The organism is Agrobacterium sp. ST15.16.024 (genome assembly GCF_027956545.1).
In the GTDB taxonomy this organism is placed as follows: domain Bacteria; phylum Pseudomonadota; class Alphaproteobacteria; order Rhizobiales; family Rhizobiaceae; genus Agrobacterium; species Agrobacterium cucumeris.
Window position 1 is genome coordinate 72,192 of the sequence record NZ_JAQKGO010000009.1, and the last position, 16,425, is coordinate 88,616.

Annotated in this window: 16 protein-coding genes; 5 read left to right on the top strand and 11 right to left on the bottom strand. The window is 60.5% G+C overall.

Features of this window, described 5'->3' with window-relative positions; translation table 11 throughout:
* Window positions 1–8 precede the first annotated feature (8 nt).
* Window positions 9–1,007, top strand: a complete 999-nt coding sequence (locus PL640_RS21145) for a TRAP transporter substrate-binding protein (protein WP_065117656.1) — start codon at window positions 9–11, stop codon at window positions 1,005–1,007.
* Between the two features lie 69 nt (window positions 1,008–1,076).
* Here PL640_RS21145 and aztD read toward each other — a convergent pair whose 3' ends face one another.
* Together aztD and PL640_RS21155 are read right to left on the bottom strand one after the other, a co-directional pair.
* Window positions 1,077–2,327: a zinc metallochaperone AztD gene (gene aztD / locus PL640_RS21150; RefSeq protein WP_271363434.1), complete on the bottom strand. Its 1,251-nt coding sequence runs from the start codon at window positions 2,325–2,327 to the stop codon at window positions 1,077–1,079.
* Between the two features lie 275 nt (window positions 2,328–2,602).
* Complete coding sequence (locus tag PL640_RS21155; protein ID WP_271363435.1) at window positions 2,603–4,114, bottom strand: aldehyde dehydrogenase (NADP(+)); 1,512 nt, start codon at window positions 4,112–4,114, stop codon at window positions 2,603–2,605.
* 245 nt (window positions 4,115–4,359) lie between these two features.
* Here PL640_RS21155 and PL640_RS21160 point away from each other — a divergent pair, with 245 nt between their 5' ends.
* A complete protein-coding gene (locus tag PL640_RS21160) occupies window positions 4,360–4,740 on the top strand; it encodes an antibiotic resistance protein VanZ (RefSeq protein WP_271363436.1) in 381 nt (126 codons plus the stop codon).
* Between the two features lie 16 nt (window positions 4,741–4,756).
* On the opposite strand, the gene uxuA is transcribed toward PL640_RS21160, so the two are convergent.
* From uxuA to PL640_RS21190, 6 genes are all read right to left on the bottom strand, one after another.
* On the bottom strand, window positions 4,757–5,965 hold the full coding sequence (uxuA, locus tag PL640_RS21165; RefSeq protein ID WP_271363437.1) for a mannonate dehydratase: 1,209 nt from the start codon (window positions 5,963–5,965) through the stop codon (window positions 4,757–4,759).
* Window positions 5,966–5,981: 16 nt separating this feature from the next.
* Window positions 5,982–7,028 carry an L-idonate 5-dehydrogenase gene (locus tag PL640_RS21170; protein ID WP_271363438.1) on the bottom strand — a complete coding sequence of 349 codons (1,047 nt, stop codon included), beginning with the start codon at window positions 7,026–7,028 and terminating at the stop codon, window positions 5,982–5,984.
* 72 nt (window positions 7,029–7,100) lie between these two features.
* Window positions 7,101–8,507, bottom strand: coding sequence for a TRAP transporter large permease (locus tag PL640_RS21175; RefSeq protein WP_142842744.1), 1,407 nt, complete (start codon window positions 8,505–8,507; stop codon window positions 7,101–7,103).
* A gap of 4 nt (window positions 8,508–8,511) precedes the next feature.
* Window positions 8,512–9,084 (bottom strand): TRAP transporter small permease, encoded by a 573-nt coding sequence (locus tag PL640_RS21180; RefSeq protein ID WP_271363439.1) that lies wholly within the window; start codon window positions 9,082–9,084, stop codon window positions 8,512–8,514.
* Window positions 9,085–9,144: 60 nt separating this feature from the next.
* Complete coding sequence (locus PL640_RS21185) at window positions 9,145–10,119, bottom strand: sialic acid TRAP transporter substrate-binding protein SiaP (RefSeq protein WP_110760313.1); 975 nt, start codon at window positions 10,117–10,119, stop codon at window positions 9,145–9,147.
* 63 nt (window positions 10,120–10,182) lie between these two features.
* Complete coding sequence (locus PL640_RS21190) at window positions 10,183–10,899, bottom strand: FadR/GntR family transcriptional regulator (protein WP_142842745.1); 717 nt, start codon at window positions 10,897–10,899, stop codon at window positions 10,183–10,185.
* A 206-nt stretch (window positions 10,900–11,105) separates the two neighbouring features.
* Here PL640_RS21190 and PL640_RS21195 point away from each other — a divergent pair, with 206 nt between their 5' ends.
* Window positions 11,106–11,978 carry a methylated-DNA--[protein]-cysteine S-methyltransferase gene (locus tag PL640_RS21195; RefSeq protein WP_149899115.1) on the top strand — a complete coding sequence of 291 codons (873 nt, stop codon included), beginning with the start codon at window positions 11,106–11,108 and terminating at the stop codon, window positions 11,976–11,978.
* 232 nt (window positions 11,979–12,210) lie between these two features.
* On the opposite strand, the gene PL640_RS21200 is transcribed toward PL640_RS21195, so the two are convergent.
* Window positions 12,211–13,197 (bottom strand): sugar-binding transcriptional regulator, encoded by a 987-nt coding sequence (locus PL640_RS21200; RefSeq protein WP_271363440.1) that lies wholly within the window; start codon window positions 13,195–13,197, stop codon window positions 12,211–12,213.
* 194 nt (window positions 13,198–13,391) lie between these two features.
* On the opposite strand from PL640_RS21200, the gene tal reads away from it, so the two are divergent.
* Complete coding sequence (tal, locus tag PL640_RS21205) at window positions 13,392–14,357, top strand: transaldolase (protein ID WP_269699456.1); 966 nt, start codon at window positions 13,392–13,394, stop codon at window positions 14,355–14,357.
* A gap of 105 nt (window positions 14,358–14,462) precedes the next feature.
* Here tal and PL640_RS21210 read toward each other — a convergent pair whose 3' ends face one another.
* Entirely contained in the window at window positions 14,463–15,236 is a 774-nt protein-coding gene (locus PL640_RS21210) for an IclR family transcriptional regulator (RefSeq protein WP_271363441.1), read from the bottom strand.
* Window positions 15,237–15,390: 154 nt separating this feature from the next.
* Here PL640_RS21210 and PL640_RS21215 point away from each other — a divergent pair, with 154 nt between their 5' ends.
* The gene (locus tag PL640_RS21215; RefSeq protein ID WP_153516615.1) at window positions 15,391–16,122 is read left to right on the top strand and encodes an SDR family oxidoreductase; all 732 of its coding nucleotides are present in this window, start codon (window positions 15,391–15,393) and stop codon (window positions 16,120–16,122) included.
* 58 nt (window positions 16,123–16,180) lie between these two features.
* Here PL640_RS21215 and PL640_RS21220 read toward each other — a convergent pair whose 3' ends face one another.
* Window positions 16,181–16,354: a DUF1328 domain-containing protein gene (locus PL640_RS21220; protein ID WP_003499086.1), complete on the bottom strand. Its 174-nt coding sequence runs from the start codon at window positions 16,352–16,354 to the stop codon at window positions 16,181–16,183.
* Between the last annotated feature and the right edge of the window lie 71 nt (window positions 16,355–16,425).

Sequence of the window (16,425 nt, forward strand, 5' to 3'; positions counted from 1 at the left end):
TTTCAATCATGACTATTATCGATCGCCGCAATCTCCTCAAACTCTCCGCCATCGGCGCCGCAACGCTCGCCGCGCCTGCCTTCGTGCGCACGGCAAATGCCAGAACCCGCAGCCTCACCGTTGCCTCGCTGTTTGCCGATGACAAGCCGGAGACAAAAATCTGGGTGAAGATCAGCGAGCTGGTGGAGGCAAAGCTGCCCGGCCGTTTCCGTTTCAACATCGTCAAGAGCGGTGCCTTGGGCGGTGAAAAGGAAGTGGCGGAAAATATCCGTCTGGGATCGGTTCAGGCGAGCCTTTCGACAGTCTCTTCGCTTTCGGGCTGGGTGCCGGAACTGCAGATCCTCGATCTGCCCTTCCTGTTCCGTGATGCCGACCATGTGCGCAAGGTGGTGACGGGTGAGACTGGCACTGATCTGAAGACGAAGCTCGCCGCCCAGCAATTCATCGCCGCCGATTTCATCAATTACGGCGCACGCCATCTTCTGACCAAGGAACCGGTCACCCGGCCGGAGCAACTGGAAGGCAAGAAGATCCGCGTCATCCAGAGCCCGCTGCACACCAAGCTGTGGAGCGCCTTCGGCACCACCCCGGTCGGTATTCCGATCACCGAGACCTATAATGCGCTGGCAACCGGCGTGGCTGATGCCATGGATCTCACCAAGTCCGCTTATGCCGGCTTCAAGCTTTACGAGGTCGTGCCCTATCTGACGGAAACCGGCCACATCTGGGCTTCAGGCGTCGTCTATTACGGTGCGACCTTCTGGAACCAGCTGGATGACGAAGAGAAGAAGGTTCTCCTGGAAGCATCGAGCGAAGGCGCGCAATATTTCAACCAGCTGATCGTCGAGGACGAAGTAAAGTCCGTCGAGCTTGCGCTCTCCAAGGGCGGCAAGGTGCTGCAGCCGGAAGCGCTGGACGAATGGCGCAAGGGCGCGCAGGGCGTCTGGCAGGATTTCTCCGGCATTGTTGGCGGCATCGAGAAGATACAGGCTGTGCAGTCGGCCTGATAATACGGCCCATCAAAATCAGGAAACCCCGTGCGTCCTTCGGGCGCACGGGGTTTCTTTTGTTCGGTATCAGTGCGAAGCGCCGGAGCCGCCAACGGCAACGATGGAGTAAGGCTGGCCTTCCACCGCAAGCGTGCGGGTTTCCTTCAGGCTTTCCGCATCCACCACGCGCACAAGCGAATGGCGCGGATCGGAAATTGCGACCTGCCCGTCGGCAACGGCGAGACGCGGACGCGGATCGCGCCAATGGCCATCCTTGCTGTAGGGTTCGGTGACCTTCGCCTTGCGGGTGATGGCGCCTTCCAGCACGTCAAGCACATGCAGGTCGCCATCTTCCGTCAGGATGTAGGCATTGCGCGGATTGGCGGGGTCGAGAATGAAGTCGACGCGCCGGGTCGGCAGTTCGACAAGGCGGAAGGCGTCCTTGCTGTCAGGATCGATCAGGACGACCTTGTCTTCACCGTAGTTTCCAAGGAAAAACTGCATGGATTTGCCGCCGAGCAATGTGCCGGTATAGGCTTTCGGGAAATCTTCCGGATAGGCCAGCATTTCGAGCTTCGGGCCATCCGTGCCGCCCGGCCGGGCAACGAGAATGCCTTCCTTGCAGCCAAAAGCCGCAAGCCGTGCGGATGTCGCCTCGCCGTGCAGATCGGTGCATGTTGCCTGTTCACCAACCTGCTTGCCTTCCCTGTCAAGAACGCGCAGCCCGATGCGGGGTGGCAGCGTGTCGGGTTTGGTTTCGATCTGCGTGTTGGGTACGGATACCAGAACGTAACGGCCCATCGTCACCGCCACGCCGTGATGCGGGGCGGTCGTATCGACGGTGCGGACCTTTGCCTTGCCGTCCAGCAGGGCAGCCTCATCGATGATCTCAGCCTTGCCGCCACGGTCGTAGAACAGGATGGCATGGTCATCATGTGGCACGACGTGGAACGGGCGTTTGCCTTCGAAGGTAACGGGCAGCAGCGCCGTATCTTCCACATCCAGATCGCGATGTTCACCGTGGTCGGAAAAGACGATGCCGGTCTTGATCACATGCACGATATCCGAATCTGACTGTGTGGCGAAAACAGTCTTGCCTGATGCGCTAGCGGTCAGCGCCGCATAGCCCTTCAGGTCGTAGCGTCCGAGTTCCTTGCCGGTTTCGAAATTGATCGCGCGCACCACCGGCTGGGTGTGATCGGCGATGAAGAGACGCCATTCCTTGACGGTGTCGCCGCTTTCTTCCGCCTGCGCCACGCCAGAGGCCAGCGGCAGGGTGAGGGCAAGGCACGTGGCAAGCGCGCTCATGCCAAGGTGCTGTTGAAGGGAAAATCTCATGGTGTTCCTTCCAGACGTTATCATCCCCGTGCGGATAAGAACCGGTATCGGTTCTGAAGGATGACTGTAATGTTATTACGTTACGAGATTGCGTATTAGCATTACGTGCGGGGGCGATGTCAACCGATGCCGACGTCCTGGTACGGAAAAATCTGGATGGGGACCGTGAGGCGGGGGAGGGAGGCGGGCGACGCTTCAGCGTCAGGCCGTATTTCCCGAAGGGCATAAAGCCGAAAAAAAAGGCAGGCGCATCGCTGCGCCTGCCTCAATCAGTTTTAGCGAATATCGTCGGGCAGAACATCCGAAGGGATGTTCTGATAGGAAACCGGACGCATGAAGCGGCGGATCGACATGGTGCCAACAGAGGTTGCGCCGAAGTTCGTCGATGCCGGGTAAGGGCCGCCATGCACCATGGCTTCGGAGACTTCCACGCCGGTCGGGAAACCGTTGGCGAGAACGCGGCCGGCCTTGCGCTCAAGGATCGGCAGCAGCTTGCGGCCAAGCTCGGCGTCGCCGGTATCCAGATGCAGGGTTGCGGTCAGCTGTCCTTCGAAGCTCTTTGCCACTTCCAGCATTTCTTCCGGGCTATCGACCGTCACGATGAGGCCGAGCGGTCCGAAGACTTCTTCGGCAAGAGCGTGGTTGGCAACCCAGTCCTTGCCGGAAACCCGGTACAGATAAGGCGTTGCATTGCGCAGGTTGCAGGTGGTGGTCAGCACGTCGCGCACGCCGTTGCCGGCGGCGATACGGTCGCGGCCGTCGCGATAGGCGGCGGCGATGCCATCGGTCAGCATGACCTGCGGGCCGACTTCGGAAAGCGCGGCACGCGCGGTTTCAGCAACCGCATCCGCCTGCTCGGAGAGAATGACGGCGATGCCGGGGTTGGTGCAGAACTGGCCCGCACCCATGGTCAGCGAACCGGCCCAGCCCTTGGCGATGGCCTCACCGCGAGCGGAAACGGCCTCCGGCAGCAGGAACATCGGGTTCACGGAGCCGAGTTCGCCGAAGAAGGGGATCGGCTCAGGGCGCTGGGCGCAGAGATCGAACAGCGCGCGACCGCCGGCAAGCGAACCGGTGAAACCGACCGCCTTGATGCGCGGATGCTGCACGAGCGCGGAACCGACATCGCGGCGGCCGCCCTGGATCAACGAGAAGACACCGGGATGCAGATTGTGCTTCTTGACGGCGGCAAGAACCGCTTCGGCAACGATTTCACCGGTGCCGGGATGGGCGGAATGGCCCTTGACGACGACGGGGCAGCCGGCGGCCAGAGCAGCAGCGGTGTCACCACCGGCCGTGGAGAAGGCGAGCGGGAAGTTCGACGCGCCGAAGACGGCGACGGGGCCGATCGGGCGCTGCATCAGGCGGATATCCGGGCGCGGCAGCGGCTGGCGATCCGGCAGCGCTTCGTCGTGGCGGCGGTCGAGATAGTCACCCTTGCGGATATGCGAGGCGAAAAGGCGGAGCTGGCCAACGGTGCGGCCACGTTCGCCCTGCAGGCGTCCTGCGGGCAGACCGGTCTCGGACGAACCGATTTCGGTGATGGCATCGGCGCGTGCTTCGATCTCATCGGCGATGGTGTCGAGGAATGCGGCGCGCTCTTCGCGGGTGGTGTAGCCGTAGCTCCAGAAGGCTTCTTCAGCAGCTTCGGCAGCCTTGTTCACCAGATCGACCGTGCCGACCGAAAAATCGAAAGCCTCGCCATGTGCAGGCTCGCTGCGGAATTTTGCTTCCGTTGCGACCCATTCTCCTGCAACCAGATGTTTGCCGTGCGGCTTGAAACTCATTGTGCTCTTCCCTGAAAATCTGATCCTGCGTGGAAAATCCACCCGACACCGTGACATGGACCGAAAGGCGACAGCATAAACGCCATCAGCCGCGATCCTCGCCCGGTTGCCTTCTGCCTTAGCCCGTGCGGGGCCTGAGCGAAAGGCGGTTTCTCAACTATTTGACCAAAAAGTGTGATTAATTGGGCGAGACGTGAAAAACACCCGCTTCCGTTTACGCGCACGGCGTTTTATATGACGTCATGATGACAAATAGACTTCCGAAATACATCGCTTGGTCGGTTTTTCTGCTGATCGTGATCGTTACAATCTGCCCGATCGGCTTTCGGCCTCACACGCTGACGACGGTGGGGATAGACCGTGCCGCCGCCTTCGCTTTCTGCTCGGCCGCCTTCGTGTTTGCCTATCCGCGCCACTGGCTCGCCGTCATCGTTGCGGGCGTCACCGCGGCTTTTGGTATCGAGGCGCTGCAGTTTCTGTCGCCCACACGGCATCCGCATCTGATGGACGCCGCGGTGAAAGCCGCCGGCGCCATAGCCGGTGGGCTGGCTGCTCTTTCCTATCTCCAGTTCAGGTCACGATTGACCGCAGCTTCTGTCATCAGTCATTCCGACTCAAGGCCGTGATGACGGACTAAGGAACTCATTCGGCGCTCGTTCCCAGCCCGAAACGAGGATGTGACAGGGTGCGCTCGATGCCGCGCAGCTCCGCCAACCCCTTAAGGCGGCCGATGGCGGGGTAACCGGGCTGCGCCCCGCGCGTCAGGTCGTCGAGAATTTCCTGCCCGTGATCGGGGCGCATCGGAATGGTGTGATCTTCACGGCCTTCGGCGTGACGGCGGGTTTCCTCCGATAGAAGTGCGGCGATGACGGCGACCATGTCGGTGCCGCCTTCCAGATGTTCGTCCTCGAAGAAGGAGCAGGGCACGGTATCGGTGTCGCGCGTCACATTGCGCAGATGCACGAAATGGATGCGATCGGCAAAACGGCTGGCGATGAAGGGCAGGTCGTTATCCGCCCGAGCGCCAAGCGAGCCGGTGCAGAGCGTCACGCCATTGGCGCGGCTGTCGACCTTTGAGAGCATGTGGGCATAGTCCGCCTCCGTTGAGAGAATACGCGGCAGGCCGAGCAGCGGCCAAGGCGGATCATCACCATGGGCGCAGATGTTGATGCCCACTTCCTCGGCAACCGGTGTCACCTCGGAGAGAAAGTCGATCAGGTTCTGCTGCAGCCTTTCACGGTTGACGCCGTGATAGGCGCGCAGTTTTTCGCGCAGCTGGGCGAGCGTATAACCATCTGCCGAGCCGGGCAGGCCAGCGCCGATATTGCGCCCGAGCGCGGTGATTTTTGTATCCGGCATTTCGGCGAAGCGTTTTGCCGCTTCCTCCAGCAGCCAGTCCGGATAGTCGGCCCCGGCGTCCGGGCGTTTCAGAATATGAATGTCGAAGGCGGCGAAATCGGGAAGATCGAAGCGCATCGCCTTTGCGCCGTGTCTGGTTTCCCAGCGCAGGTCGGTGCGGGTCCAGTCCAGCACCGGCATGAAATTATAGCAGACGGTGCGGATGCCGGAGGCGGAGAGGCGGCGCAGGGTTTCCTGCCAGTTGGCGATGTGATTTTTCCAGTCACCGGTCTGGGTCTTGATATCTTCGGAGACGGGCACGCTTTCAACCACGTCCCAATAAAGCCCGCCGGCATTGATCGCCTCATGCCGTTTGGTGATTTCGTCCACCGGCCAGACGTCACCGGTGGCGATGTGGTGCAACGCGCTGACGATGCCTTCCGCACCCGCCTGAGCCGCATCCTGAACCGTGACCTTGTCGACCGGGCCGAACCAGCGCCATGTATGTCTCATCTTAAATCCTCAAATATCAGTCTGCTGAAAATGTCAGTTGCACCTTGCAGGCGGCGGAGCGGTCTCCGGCCTGTTCAAAGGCTGCTTTCGCCTCGCCGAGCGGGAAGCTGTGGGAAATGATCGGCCGCACATCGATTCCGCGTGTGGAGATAAGCCCGGCGGCGATGGCGAATTCATCATGGAAACGCTGCGAGCCGCGCCAGAGGATTTCCTTGCCCACCAATGCATTGAGCGGAATGGTGATGTCGCCGGTGACCCCCACCTGTACGATGGTGCCGCGCGGGCGCACGCAGGCAAAGGCGGTGCGAAGCGCGGGTGCTGCGGCGGAGCAATCGAAAATGACGTCGAAATACCCCTTGTTTTCCTGGTAGGGCAAAAGCGCCTCGATGTCCTTTGCGACATTGATGGTGCGGTCGGTACCCATGGCGGGTGCGCGTTCCAGCGCGGCATCGGTGAGATCGGTCGCGACGATGGTGCCGGCGCCGGCATGGCGTGCGGCGGCAATGGTCAGCAGGCCGATAGGACCGGCGCCGGTGACCAGCACCTTCGCACCTGTCAGATCGCCGGCCTGGGCGACTGCATGCAGGCAGACGGCGAGCGGTTCGGTGCAGGCGGCCTCGGCGGGTGAGGTCGCGTCTGAAAATGTTGCGCATTGTTTTGCCGGAACCACCAGCCGGTCGCGGAACATGCCCTGTTCATGCGGCAGGCGCATGGCACTGCCCATGAAGCGCATCTCGAGGCAATGGATCGGCTGGCCCTTCAGGCAGAACTGGCAATGGCCGCAGGGCTGCGACGGATTGACGGCGACGAGCTGGCCGATGGCGAGCCCGCTGACGCCAGCGCCCAAAGCCGCGATATGGCCGGATGCCTCATGACCGCAGATGATCGGCTCGCGCACCCGCACCGGGCCGAAACCGCCATCCTGATAATAATGCAGATCGGAGCCGCAGATGCCGCCTGCCGCCATGGTGAGCAGCACTTCGCCGGGGCCGGGAGCCACAAGCTCCTGCGTTTCGACGCGGATGTCCTTAACGCCGTGTAGACGTGCCACGCGTGTCTGCATGACGATGCCCTCATTTATGGGTGTTTTATGGATGAACCCGCGCGGCGAACCGCGCGGGCAATGATGTTTGCGTCAGCGGATCAGGCCCATTTCGGTTGGCAGCCACAAGGTGATTGCCGGAATGAAGGTGATCAGCAGCAGCGCCACGAACAGCGGCACCAGCCACGGCAGGATGGCGATGGTGGTGCGTTCGACGGAGAGTTTCGCCACGCGCGAGAGCACGAACAGCACCATGCCGAGCGGCGGGTGCAGCAGCCCTATCATCAGGTTGAGCGTGATAATCAGGCCGAAATGCACCGGGTCGATATTGAATTGCAGCACCAGCGGCAACAGGATCGGCACGAGGATGGTGATCGCCGCGATCGTATCGAGGAAGCAGCCGACGAACAGCATCAGGAGATTGACCAGCACGAGGAAAATCCACTTGCTGTCGGTGATCGTCAGGATCGCCGCCGACAGAAGCTGTGCGGCCTGACTGACGGTCAGCAGCCATGCGAAGACGGAGGCTGCCGCGACGATGAAGAGCACCGAAGCGGTCGTCTCTATCGTATCGAAGGTTGATTTTGCCAGCGTCTTGAAGGTCATCGTCCGGTAACGGACGAGCCCGAGGAACAGCGACCACAGAACGGCGGCAACGGCGGCTTCCGTTGGCGTGAACCAGCCCATGGTCATGCCGCCGATCAGGATGACAGGCGTCATCAGCGCCATCACGGCGGAGAAGTCGAAATACCAGTCGCAGGCGAGCAGGATGACCAGCACGATCAGGATCGACAGGTTGAGCGACAGGCCGAATGCCGTGAGGATATAGATGCCGAGCGGCACCATCATCACCACGAAGACTTCTATCGATGCGCCGAAGATGGTTCTGAGGCTGAACGGCGTATCGGAGCCCCAGCCCTTGATATAAGCGAAGACCGCAACCGTGATCATCATCAACAGCGTCATGACGACGCCCGGGACGATGCCGGCCATGAACAGCGCGCCGATCGAAACATTCGCCATCATGCCGTAGATGACGAAGGGCAGCGATGGCGGGAAGATCGGCCCGAGCGTTGCGGAGGCGGCAGTAACGCCGACGGCCGCTTCGACCGGATAACCATGGTCCTTCATGGCCTTGATTTCGATGGTGCCGATGCCGGCAGCATCGGCAAGTGCGGTGCCGGACATGCCGGAAAAGATCACCGAGCCGATGATGTTGACCTGTGCGAGACCACCCTTCATCCAGCCGACCAGCGCGACGGCGAAGGAATAGATGCGTCCCGTCACACCCGCCGTATTCATGAGATTGCCGGCAAGGATGAAGAAGGGAACGGCCAGAAGCGGGAAACTTTCCACACCCGCGATGAGCCGCTGCGCCGCGATGATATCAGGCGCGACGTTGTAAAACACAATGTAGAGCAAGGAGGCCGAGGCCATGGAAATGGCGACCGGCAGGCCGATTACCATCAGCAGAAGAAATGAGCCGATAAGAAGCAGCATCTGATCAATCCCCCGCGCTCTGGAATTCTTCGGGTCGTTCCAGAACGGAATAGCCTCGCTGCATATTGGCGATGAACACCTGCACCGACCGGAAGAACATCAAGACAAATGCCGCCAGAACCGTGTAGAAAACGATGTTGCGCGGCAGCGCCACGGTGACCATCTCCTCATCCGCGACAATTTCCAGATAACGCCACATCAGCCAGGATGTGTAGGCGAAGAACAGGATGCGCAGCACATCGACAAGGATCGACATGGCGCGGGCCACCTGCGGCGGCACATAGTGATAAAGCACATCCACCTGAATGTGGCGCGACATGCGCACGCACATGACCGACCCTAAAAACACCACGCCGATCAGGCAGTTGACGGCGATTTCTTCCGTCCAGGCGTAACTGTTGTTGAGCACGTAGCGGGTGAAGAACTGAAGGAACACGCAGCCCGTCATCAGCCAGAAAAGGCCGAGCGTGATCCAGTCCTCGAATGAATAGACCTTGAGATCGACCTCGGGCGGCGCCTCATCGAACGTATGGGCGAGTTCCTCAGGCGTGACCTGAGTATGGATTTCCTGCGACATTGAGATATCCCGTCTGGAGAGAAAGGGCGGTGCGGCAAAGGAGCCGCACCGGATCTTGGCTCACTTGACGGCGCGAATGGCTTCCCAGTCGGCCTTGTCGTAACCGAAGTCCTCGAACTTCACTTTTTCGATGACGTTCTTTTCGAAGTCGGCCTTGTCGACTTCGGCAACGGTCAGGCCGCGCTTCTTGAAGTCTTCGACGAGGCTTTTCTCGCGTTCATCGATGGTCTTGGTGGTCCGCTCGGCGGCTTCCTGCATGACTTCGGTGAAGATTTTCTTGTCGTCATCCGAGAGCTGCGACCACAGGTTCTTCGAGATCACCGTGTTGAGGTGGTCGACGATGTGGCCGGTCAGGACGATGTTCTTCTGCACTTCGAAGAACTTCTTTGCCTCGATGGTGGTCAGCGGATTTTCCTGCGCATCGACGGTGCCGTTCTGCAGCGCCAGATAGACTTCCGCGAATGCAATCGGCGTGGTGTTCGCGCCGCAGGCGCGCGGCATGGCCAGATAGGCCGGAACGTCGGGAACGCGCATCTTCAGGCCCGCCATGTCGGCGCAGGCGGCAATCGGCTTGTTGGATGTGGTGTGGCGCGTGCCGTAATAGCTGACGGCGGCGATGTGGTTGCCGGTCTTGTCTTCATAACCCTTGGCGAGGCGCTTGAAGATATCGCTCTTGGTATAGGCGATCAGATGGCTCGGATCGCGGAAGATGTACGGAAAATAGGTGACGCCGATCGGCTTGAAGTCACGTGCGGCAAAGCTCGAACCCGAAATGATGATGTCAACGGTGCCGATCTTCAGGCCCTGGTTGATATCGGCTTCCTTGCCAAGCTGCGAGGCGGGGAAAACATCCACCTTGTAGCGGCCATCGGTGCGCTTGGCGATCTCTTCCGCCGCCCAGACCGAATCGGTGTGGAACGGTTCGGAGGTCTCGTAGACATGCGCCCATTTCAGCGTGGTCTGTGCCTGCGCCGCCAGGGCGGAAAGCAGGATGGCGGCTGTTGCGCCCATCAAAGTCGACAATCTGATTTTCATTCTTAACTCCTCCCGAATTAAAGCCAGATGTGCTGTTTTTTCCGTTGCCGGTTGCGGCGACGGTCACTCTTCCCCGATCGTTTCCTCCCCGAAACTCTCGGAAAATCTCTTTTGCGACAGCGTCAGATGCTGCCGCATCGCCTCACGCGCACCTTCCGGGTCGTTGGCGGCAATGGCGTCGCGGATTGCGCGGTGCTCCTGCACGGCGAGGTTCCATGTGTGCGGTCCCTCGAAATAGCTGGCGAGCTTTTCGAAAAAGGGCGACAGGCTGCGCTCGTCATAGATCAGGCCGGTAAAGCGATTGAGCGCCGAATTGCCGATGATATCGGCAATCGCGGTGTGGAAGGCCCGGTCGAAATTGAGCGCCTGTGGCGAGCTGTCGAGCGCGCCCGCCATGCGTTCGATGATATCATCGAGCTTGGCGATGCACTCCGGTGTGGCAAGCCGTGCGGCCTCTTCCGCAATCGCACTTTCGATGATGCAGCGCGCCTGCAGGATTTCGAACGGACCATGCGCATCCGGCATTGGCGGCTTTTGCGCGTCCGGTTTGCGTGATGCGTTTACATAAACGCCCGAACCCATGCGGATGTGGATATGACCTTCCACTTCGAGCACGATCAGCGCTTCCCGCACTGTCGGGCGGGATACGCCGAAGCGTTCGGCAAGGTCGCGTTCCGCCGGCAGGCGCTGACCATCCGTCAGTTCCCCGCTCTCGATGAGCAAGCGTATTTGTTCCGCGACCAGCCGGTAAAGGCGGCGCGGCTCCAGAGCCACAAACATGATATCCTCCCAGCGCGAAAGTCTCCCCCCTTCGCGCAAGCGGTAAGATTGTCTTACCAATTTTATTAGGGAACATTTATGCGGTGCTGTCAATCGGACCGTGAGTGGAAAATTGCCTTGCTCCAGATCGAAGAATGTTGGACGCAAGAAACGGGTGGAGACGAACGCGCTTTAGTGGTTTTGTGTGAGGCGTTAGGAGAAATGCAATGAACGCCAACATCATGCTGAATGAAGACATCACCCCCATCGGCACCGATTACGAGACGGTACGCGGGGTTATCGAGCTTTTGACGCTGGATTATCGCGAGCAGCCCTCCCTCGAAGCCATTGCCGCAAGGCTCGGCCAGTCGCCGACGCAATTGCAGAAGACCTTTACCCGCTGGGCCGGTCTGTCGCCCAAGGCATTCTTGCAGGCCGTGACGCTCGATCATGCCAAGAGGTTGCTGCGCGAGGAAGATCTGCCGCTGCTCGAAACCTCGATCGAGGTCGGCATGTCGGGGCCGGGCCGCCTGCACGATCTGTTCGTCACCCATGAGGCCATGTCGCCCGGCGAATGGAAGGCCAAGGGCGGCGGGCTGACGATCCGCTACGGTTTCCACGCCTCGCCCTTCGGTCTTGCATTGGTCATGGTGACGGATCGAGGCCTTGCCGGCTGCGCTTTTGCCGATCCGGGCGAAGAAAGGGCCTGTTTCGAAGATATGGCCGGCCGCTGGCCGAATGCCGATTATGTCGAAGATCGCGAGGCGACCGCATCTTACGCCGCCCGTATTTTCGAACCGTCTTTATGGGCGGCGGACAGGCCGCTGCGTGTCGTTCTGCTCGGCACGGATTTTCAGGTGCGGGTGTGGGAAAGCCTGCTGAAAATCCCGATGGGCCGCGCCGTCACCTATTCCCACATCGCCTGTGATATCGGCCAGCCCACCGCATCCCGCGCCGTGGGTGCCGCGGTCGGCGCCAACCCGGTCTCCTTCGTTGTCCCCTGCCACCGTGCTGTGGGCAAAAGCGGGGCGCTGACGGGCTATCACTGGGGGCTGACCCGCAAGCGGGCGATGCTTGGTTGGGAGACGGGTAAGGTGTGAGCGGGTTGGATTGTCTTTATTGTGTCTGGCTTGGCCTCTTTGACCCCGGTTTGTATTGACAGGGTTCTTCATACGCGACGTCATCCTCGGGCTTGACCCGAGGACCCATGTCCCACCGCTTGTAGATCCTCGCCTCAAGGGCGAGGATGACGGTGGAGGGACGAGGCTGGCGTTGGGGGTGGCGAAAGTGTCCCGCGAATGGCCTGTCGCCCGCAAAATGGCCTGATGAAGCCTAAACCAGCTCCATCAACGCCCGCGCCGCCGCCTCATCCGTGATCAGCGTGTTGCAGCCGGTGCGTTTGATGGTGGCGCGGATGGCGATGGCGCGGTGGGCGCCGCCGGAGGCGAGAACGATGTGTTTGGCCTTGCGCAGCGTATCGAGATCGATCGCCATGGCGCGCTCGTTGATCGGGTGGTCGACGGAGCGGCCTTCCGCATCGATGAAGTTAAACATCGTATCGCAGACGCAGCCGGCATCGATGAGTTCGCGCAGCGTCTCCTTCGAAATGAAACCTTCCGACAGCGATGTGGAATGCGGGCCGATATCGCCGCAGGAAACGATGGCAAGGTCCAGCGTCTCAGCCAGATCGTAAAGTGTGGCGAGCCCGCATTTTTCGATCAGTGCCCGTTTGGTCTCGACGGAATCCACCAGCAGCGGTGCCAGAAACATGTAACATTCCGCCCCAAGCGCGCTTGCCAGCCGCCAGGTGTAGTCGAGCGGGTTGGTCTGGTGCACTGCGACGATACCGCCGAGCAGCGAGACGACCTTGCAGTTTTCCCGTCGCGGCGGGCGGAAGCTGGAAAGCGAGGCGGTCATGGTGCGGCCCCAGCCGACACCGATGGTGGCGCCGTTCGGCACCACCTCGGAGAGGAATTGTCCAAGCGCCAGACCGACCGCCTTGGCGGTGCTTTCGGCGCTTGCCTTCTCGGGACAGGGGATGATGACGGCCTCATCCAGCCCGTAGGCCGTTTCCAGCTGGCCGGCCAGCGCCACGAAATCCTCGATGCCCTCGTTGATCCAGATCTGCACTTCCGAGCGTTTCATCGCCTCGTCGAGCAGGCGGATGACGGTGGAGCGGCTGATCCCCAGTTTTTCGGCGACGTCTTTCTGCGTCATGCCCTGATTATAATAAAGCCACGCGGCGCGCAGCCTCAGCGAAGCCGCTTCCGAATAGGCCGTATGGGTTTCTCTTCTCAGTTTCGCCACGGTTTCCGCCATTCTCTTTATCGTACGAAGTATCGCAGGCGTGAAACTTATGTCAATTGCGATGCGCAAATGTCTTGACTTTCGACCGTGCCGCTTGCGATAGTCGGAGCTGGACAAACCGCGATTTCGGCCTTGGGCGCACCCATGGTGCGGGAACGAAAAGACGGGTGAGCAAGTTTTCAAGAGATCATGAAGGATCATTCGATATGACGTCCAAACTCGAACAACTTCGCGCCATCACCACGGTTGTTGCCGACACCGGCGATATCGAGGCGGTTGCGCGCCTGAAGCCGGTGGATTGCACCACCAACCCCACCATCGTTCTGAAGGCACTCGGCACGCCGGCCTTTGCGGATGCGGTGAAGGAAGCCGTCGCATGGGGCAAGACGCAGGGCGGCCAGTCCGACGCCGTTGTTGCCGCAGTTGCAGACCGTCTTGCCATTTCCGTTGGCGCCGCACTTGCGGGTCTCGTTCCCGGCCGCGTCTCCACCGAAGTGGATGCCGACCTCTCTTTCGATACGCAGGCTTCCATCGCCAAGGCACACCAGATCATCGCGGCCTATAAGGAGCGCGGCATCGAGCGTGAGCGCATCCTCATCAAGCTTGCCTCCACCTGGGAAGGCATCAAGGCAGCCGAGGTTCTCCAGTCCGAAGGCATCGATTGCAACCTGACGCTGCTGTTCTCGCAGGCTCAGGCAATTGCCTGCGCCGAAGCCAAGGTCTTCCTCATTTCGCCCTTCGTCGGCCGTATCCTCGACTGGTACAAGAAGTCGACCGGTGAGAACTACACCGCCGAGACCGATCCGGGCGTTGTTTCGGTGCGCAGCATCTACAACTATTACAAGGCCAATGGCATCAGCACCGTCGTCATGGGCGCGTCCTTCCGCAACGTCGGCGAAATCGAAGCGCTTGCCGGTTGCGATCGCCTGACGATCAGCCCGGCGCTCCTGGAAGAGCTGGACAAGGACAGTGGCAAGCTGGAGCGCAAGCTCTCGCCGGACAATGCCAAGCCAGAGCCGCTTAAGTCGCTCGATGAAAAGGCGTTCCGCTGGGCAATGAATGAAGACGCAATGGCAACCGAGAAGCTCTCGGAAGGCATCCGTCTGTTCGCCAAGGATCTGGTGACGCTGCGCGAAATGGTCCGCAAGGAACTGACGCTGGCTGCGGCCTGATAAAAAAAGGGGAACAATCCACGTTCCCCTTGCGTTTACACAGCATAAATCTCCAGTCACTCAAAACGCGATCGGGCCCCTGCCGGTCGCGTTTTTTTGTTCGCCCTAGTCGGTTCCTTTTCCAGTCGCCGCCTCGGAAATACGCTTTGCCGCATCGCGGATCAGCCCTTCGCAAGTCTCACGCGTGGGCGCCTTGCCACCAAGCGGCGTGATATAGGGGCAGGTGATGACGGCAAGCGCCGTGCCGTCCAACGTCAGCACGGGGGCGGAAATATTGCGGACGCCAGCGGTCTGCAGGCTGTCCATGGATTCGAAACCGTTGCTGCGCACCTGCCGTAGCCGCTCGGTGAGATCGGGGGGCACGGTCTCGCCACTGCCGCGCACCTGTTCGGTGATCATGATCTCGCGCTGCGCTTCGGTCTGGAAGGCGAGCAGCACATGGCCGGAGCCGGTGTGGAACAGGCTCATCTGCGCGCCAACCCGCATGGACATGGCCCAATAGGTGGAGGATTCCTGCTGGGCGATGACGACCACGCTGCCGCGGTCATAAACGGCCAGATGGCAGGCCTGTTCGGCGCTTGCGGAAAAATCACGCATGACAGGGGCGGCAAAAGAAACGAGCCGGCGGATTGGCGCGTGGAAATGCGCCAGCCCGAACATTTTCAGCGTCAGCGAAAAACGGTCGCCCTCAAGCCGCTGCACATAACCCCGGCGCACCAGCCGGTCCAGCATGCGGTAAAGCTCGTTGGGGCTTTTACCGACGGCCTTGGCGATCTCGATCTGCGTCAGCCCGCCATCGGTGCGGGCCAGAAGCTCGAGAATGTCCAGGCCCTTGTCGAGGGCGGGGGCGCGGTATCTTTCGCTGTCGTCTTCTGTCATCTGGCCTCGATGCGTTTTGCGCGTATGCGGCGCAAGTTTGCTTGACGCCATATGAATACCGCGTTTACATATGAATTGTCGATCCATATTTGAGATCACTGAAATTCAGCGGCCTGAACCCGGTGGGCGGGCGCGCTATAGCGGGAGGCTATTCATGGTGCAGGATTTTAACGGCCGGACAGTGGTAATCACCGCCGCCGGTCAGGGTATCGGCCGGGCGACGGCGGAGCGGTTCATCTCGCTTGGTGCGCGCGTCATCGCCACCGATATCAACGAACAGGCGCTTTCCACCTTGAAGGGTGCGGAAACGCGGGTTCTGAACGTGCTGGATGGCGAAGGCGTCAAGGATTTCGCAGCCGATATCGGCCATGCCGACGTGCTGTTCAACTGCGCCGGTTTCGTGCATTCCGGTACCATTCTCGATTGCGAGGAAAAGGACTGGGATTTCTCCTTCGATCTCAATGCAAAGGCCATGTATCGGACCTGCCGCGCCTTCCTGCCTGGTATGCTGGAAAAGGGCAAGGGGGCGATCGTCAACATGTCCTCGGTTGCATCAAGCGTGAAGGGCGTGCCGAACCGCTTCGCCTATACCGCATCCAAGGCGGCCGTCGTGGGTCTGACGAAGGCCATCGCCGCCGATTTCGTCACCAAGGGTATCCGCTGCAACGCCATCTGCCCCGGCACGGTCGATAGCCCGTCCTTGCATGATCGCCTGCGCGCCACTGGCAATTACGAACAGGCACTCGCGGACTTCATTGCCCGCCAGCCGATGGGTCGCATCGCGACGCCGGAAGAAATCGCCGCGCTCGTCACTTACCTTGCTTCGGATGAGGCAGGGTTCACCACCGGCCAGATCCATGTGATCGACGGCGGCTGGACGGGCTGAGCTTTTTTAAAGAAAATAGAAGAGGCGACCGGCGTAAAAGCCGGTCGCCTTTTTTCATTCAGACGACGGCGCTTCCGGCCATCAGTGCAAGCACGAGGAAGACCAGGAAGATCACCACGGCGATGAAGAACAGAATTCGGGCCACGCCCGCCGCCGCTGCCGAAATGCCGGTAAAGCCGAATACGCCCGCGATCAAAGAAATAACAAAGAAAATAAGAGCCCATTTCAGCATGGAGCTTCCCCTTTCGCTTAATTTTCAAGAGTCTGCCGCCTCGCAGCGGACTCTCGAAAATGACGCGCAAA

What these genes read in the sequence shown, in the direction of transcription:
- PL640_RS21145 (WP_065117656.1), top strand. Translation starts at nt 9, where the DNA reads ATGACTATTATCGATCGCCGCAATCTCCTCAAACTCTCCGCCATCGGC.
- aztD (WP_271363434.1), bottom strand. Translation starts at nt 2,327, where the DNA reads ATGAGATTTTCCCTTCAACAGCACCTTGGCATGAGCGCGCTTGCCACG.
- PL640_RS21155 (WP_271363435.1), bottom strand. Translation starts at nt 4,114, where the DNA reads ATGAGTTTCAAGCCGCACGGCAAACATCTGGTTGCAGGAGAATGGGTC.
- PL640_RS21160 (WP_271363436.1), top strand. Translation starts at nt 4,360, where the DNA reads ATGACAAATAGACTTCCGAAATACATCGCTTGGTCGGTTTTTCTGCTG.
- uxuA (WP_271363437.1), bottom strand. Translation starts at nt 5,965, where the DNA reads ATGAGACATACATGGCGCTGGTTCGGCCCGGTCGACAAGGTCACGGTT.
- PL640_RS21170 (WP_271363438.1), bottom strand. Translation starts at nt 7,028, where the DNA reads ATGCAGACACGCGTGGCACGTCTACACGGCGTTAAGGACATCCGCGTC.
- PL640_RS21175 (WP_142842744.1), bottom strand. Translation starts at nt 8,507, where the DNA reads ATGCTGCTTCTTATCGGCTCATTTCTTCTGCTGATGGTAATCGGCCTG.
- PL640_RS21180 (WP_271363439.1), bottom strand. Translation starts at nt 9,084, where the DNA reads ATGTCGCAGGAAATCCATACTCAGGTCACGCCTGAGGAACTCGCCCAT.
- PL640_RS21185 (WP_110760313.1), bottom strand. Translation starts at nt 10,119, where the DNA reads ATGAAAATCAGATTGTCGACTTTGATGGGCGCAACAGCCGCCATCCTG.
- PL640_RS21190 (WP_142842745.1), bottom strand. Translation starts at nt 10,899, where the DNA reads ATGTTTGTGGCTCTGGAGCCGCGCCGCCTTTACCGGCTGGTCGCGGAA.
- PL640_RS21195 (WP_149899115.1), top strand. Translation starts at nt 11,106, where the DNA reads ATGAACGCCAACATCATGCTGAATGAAGACATCACCCCCATCGGCACC.
- PL640_RS21200 (WP_271363440.1), bottom strand. Translation starts at nt 13,197, where the DNA reads ATGGCGGAAACCGTGGCGAAACTGAGAAGAGAAACCCATACGGCCTAT.
- tal (WP_269699456.1), top strand. Translation starts at nt 13,392, where the DNA reads ATGACGTCCAAACTCGAACAACTTCGCGCCATCACCACGGTTGTTGCC.
- PL640_RS21210 (WP_271363441.1), bottom strand. Translation starts at nt 15,236, where the DNA reads ATGACAGAAGACGACAGCGAAAGATACCGCGCCCCCGCCCTCGACAAG.
- PL640_RS21215 (WP_153516615.1), top strand. Translation starts at nt 15,391, where the DNA reads ATGGTGCAGGATTTTAACGGCCGGACAGTGGTAATCACCGCCGCCGGT.
- PL640_RS21220 (WP_003499086.1), bottom strand. Translation starts at nt 16,354, where the DNA reads ATGCTGAAATGGGCTCTTATTTTCTTTGTTATTTCTTTGATCGCGGGC.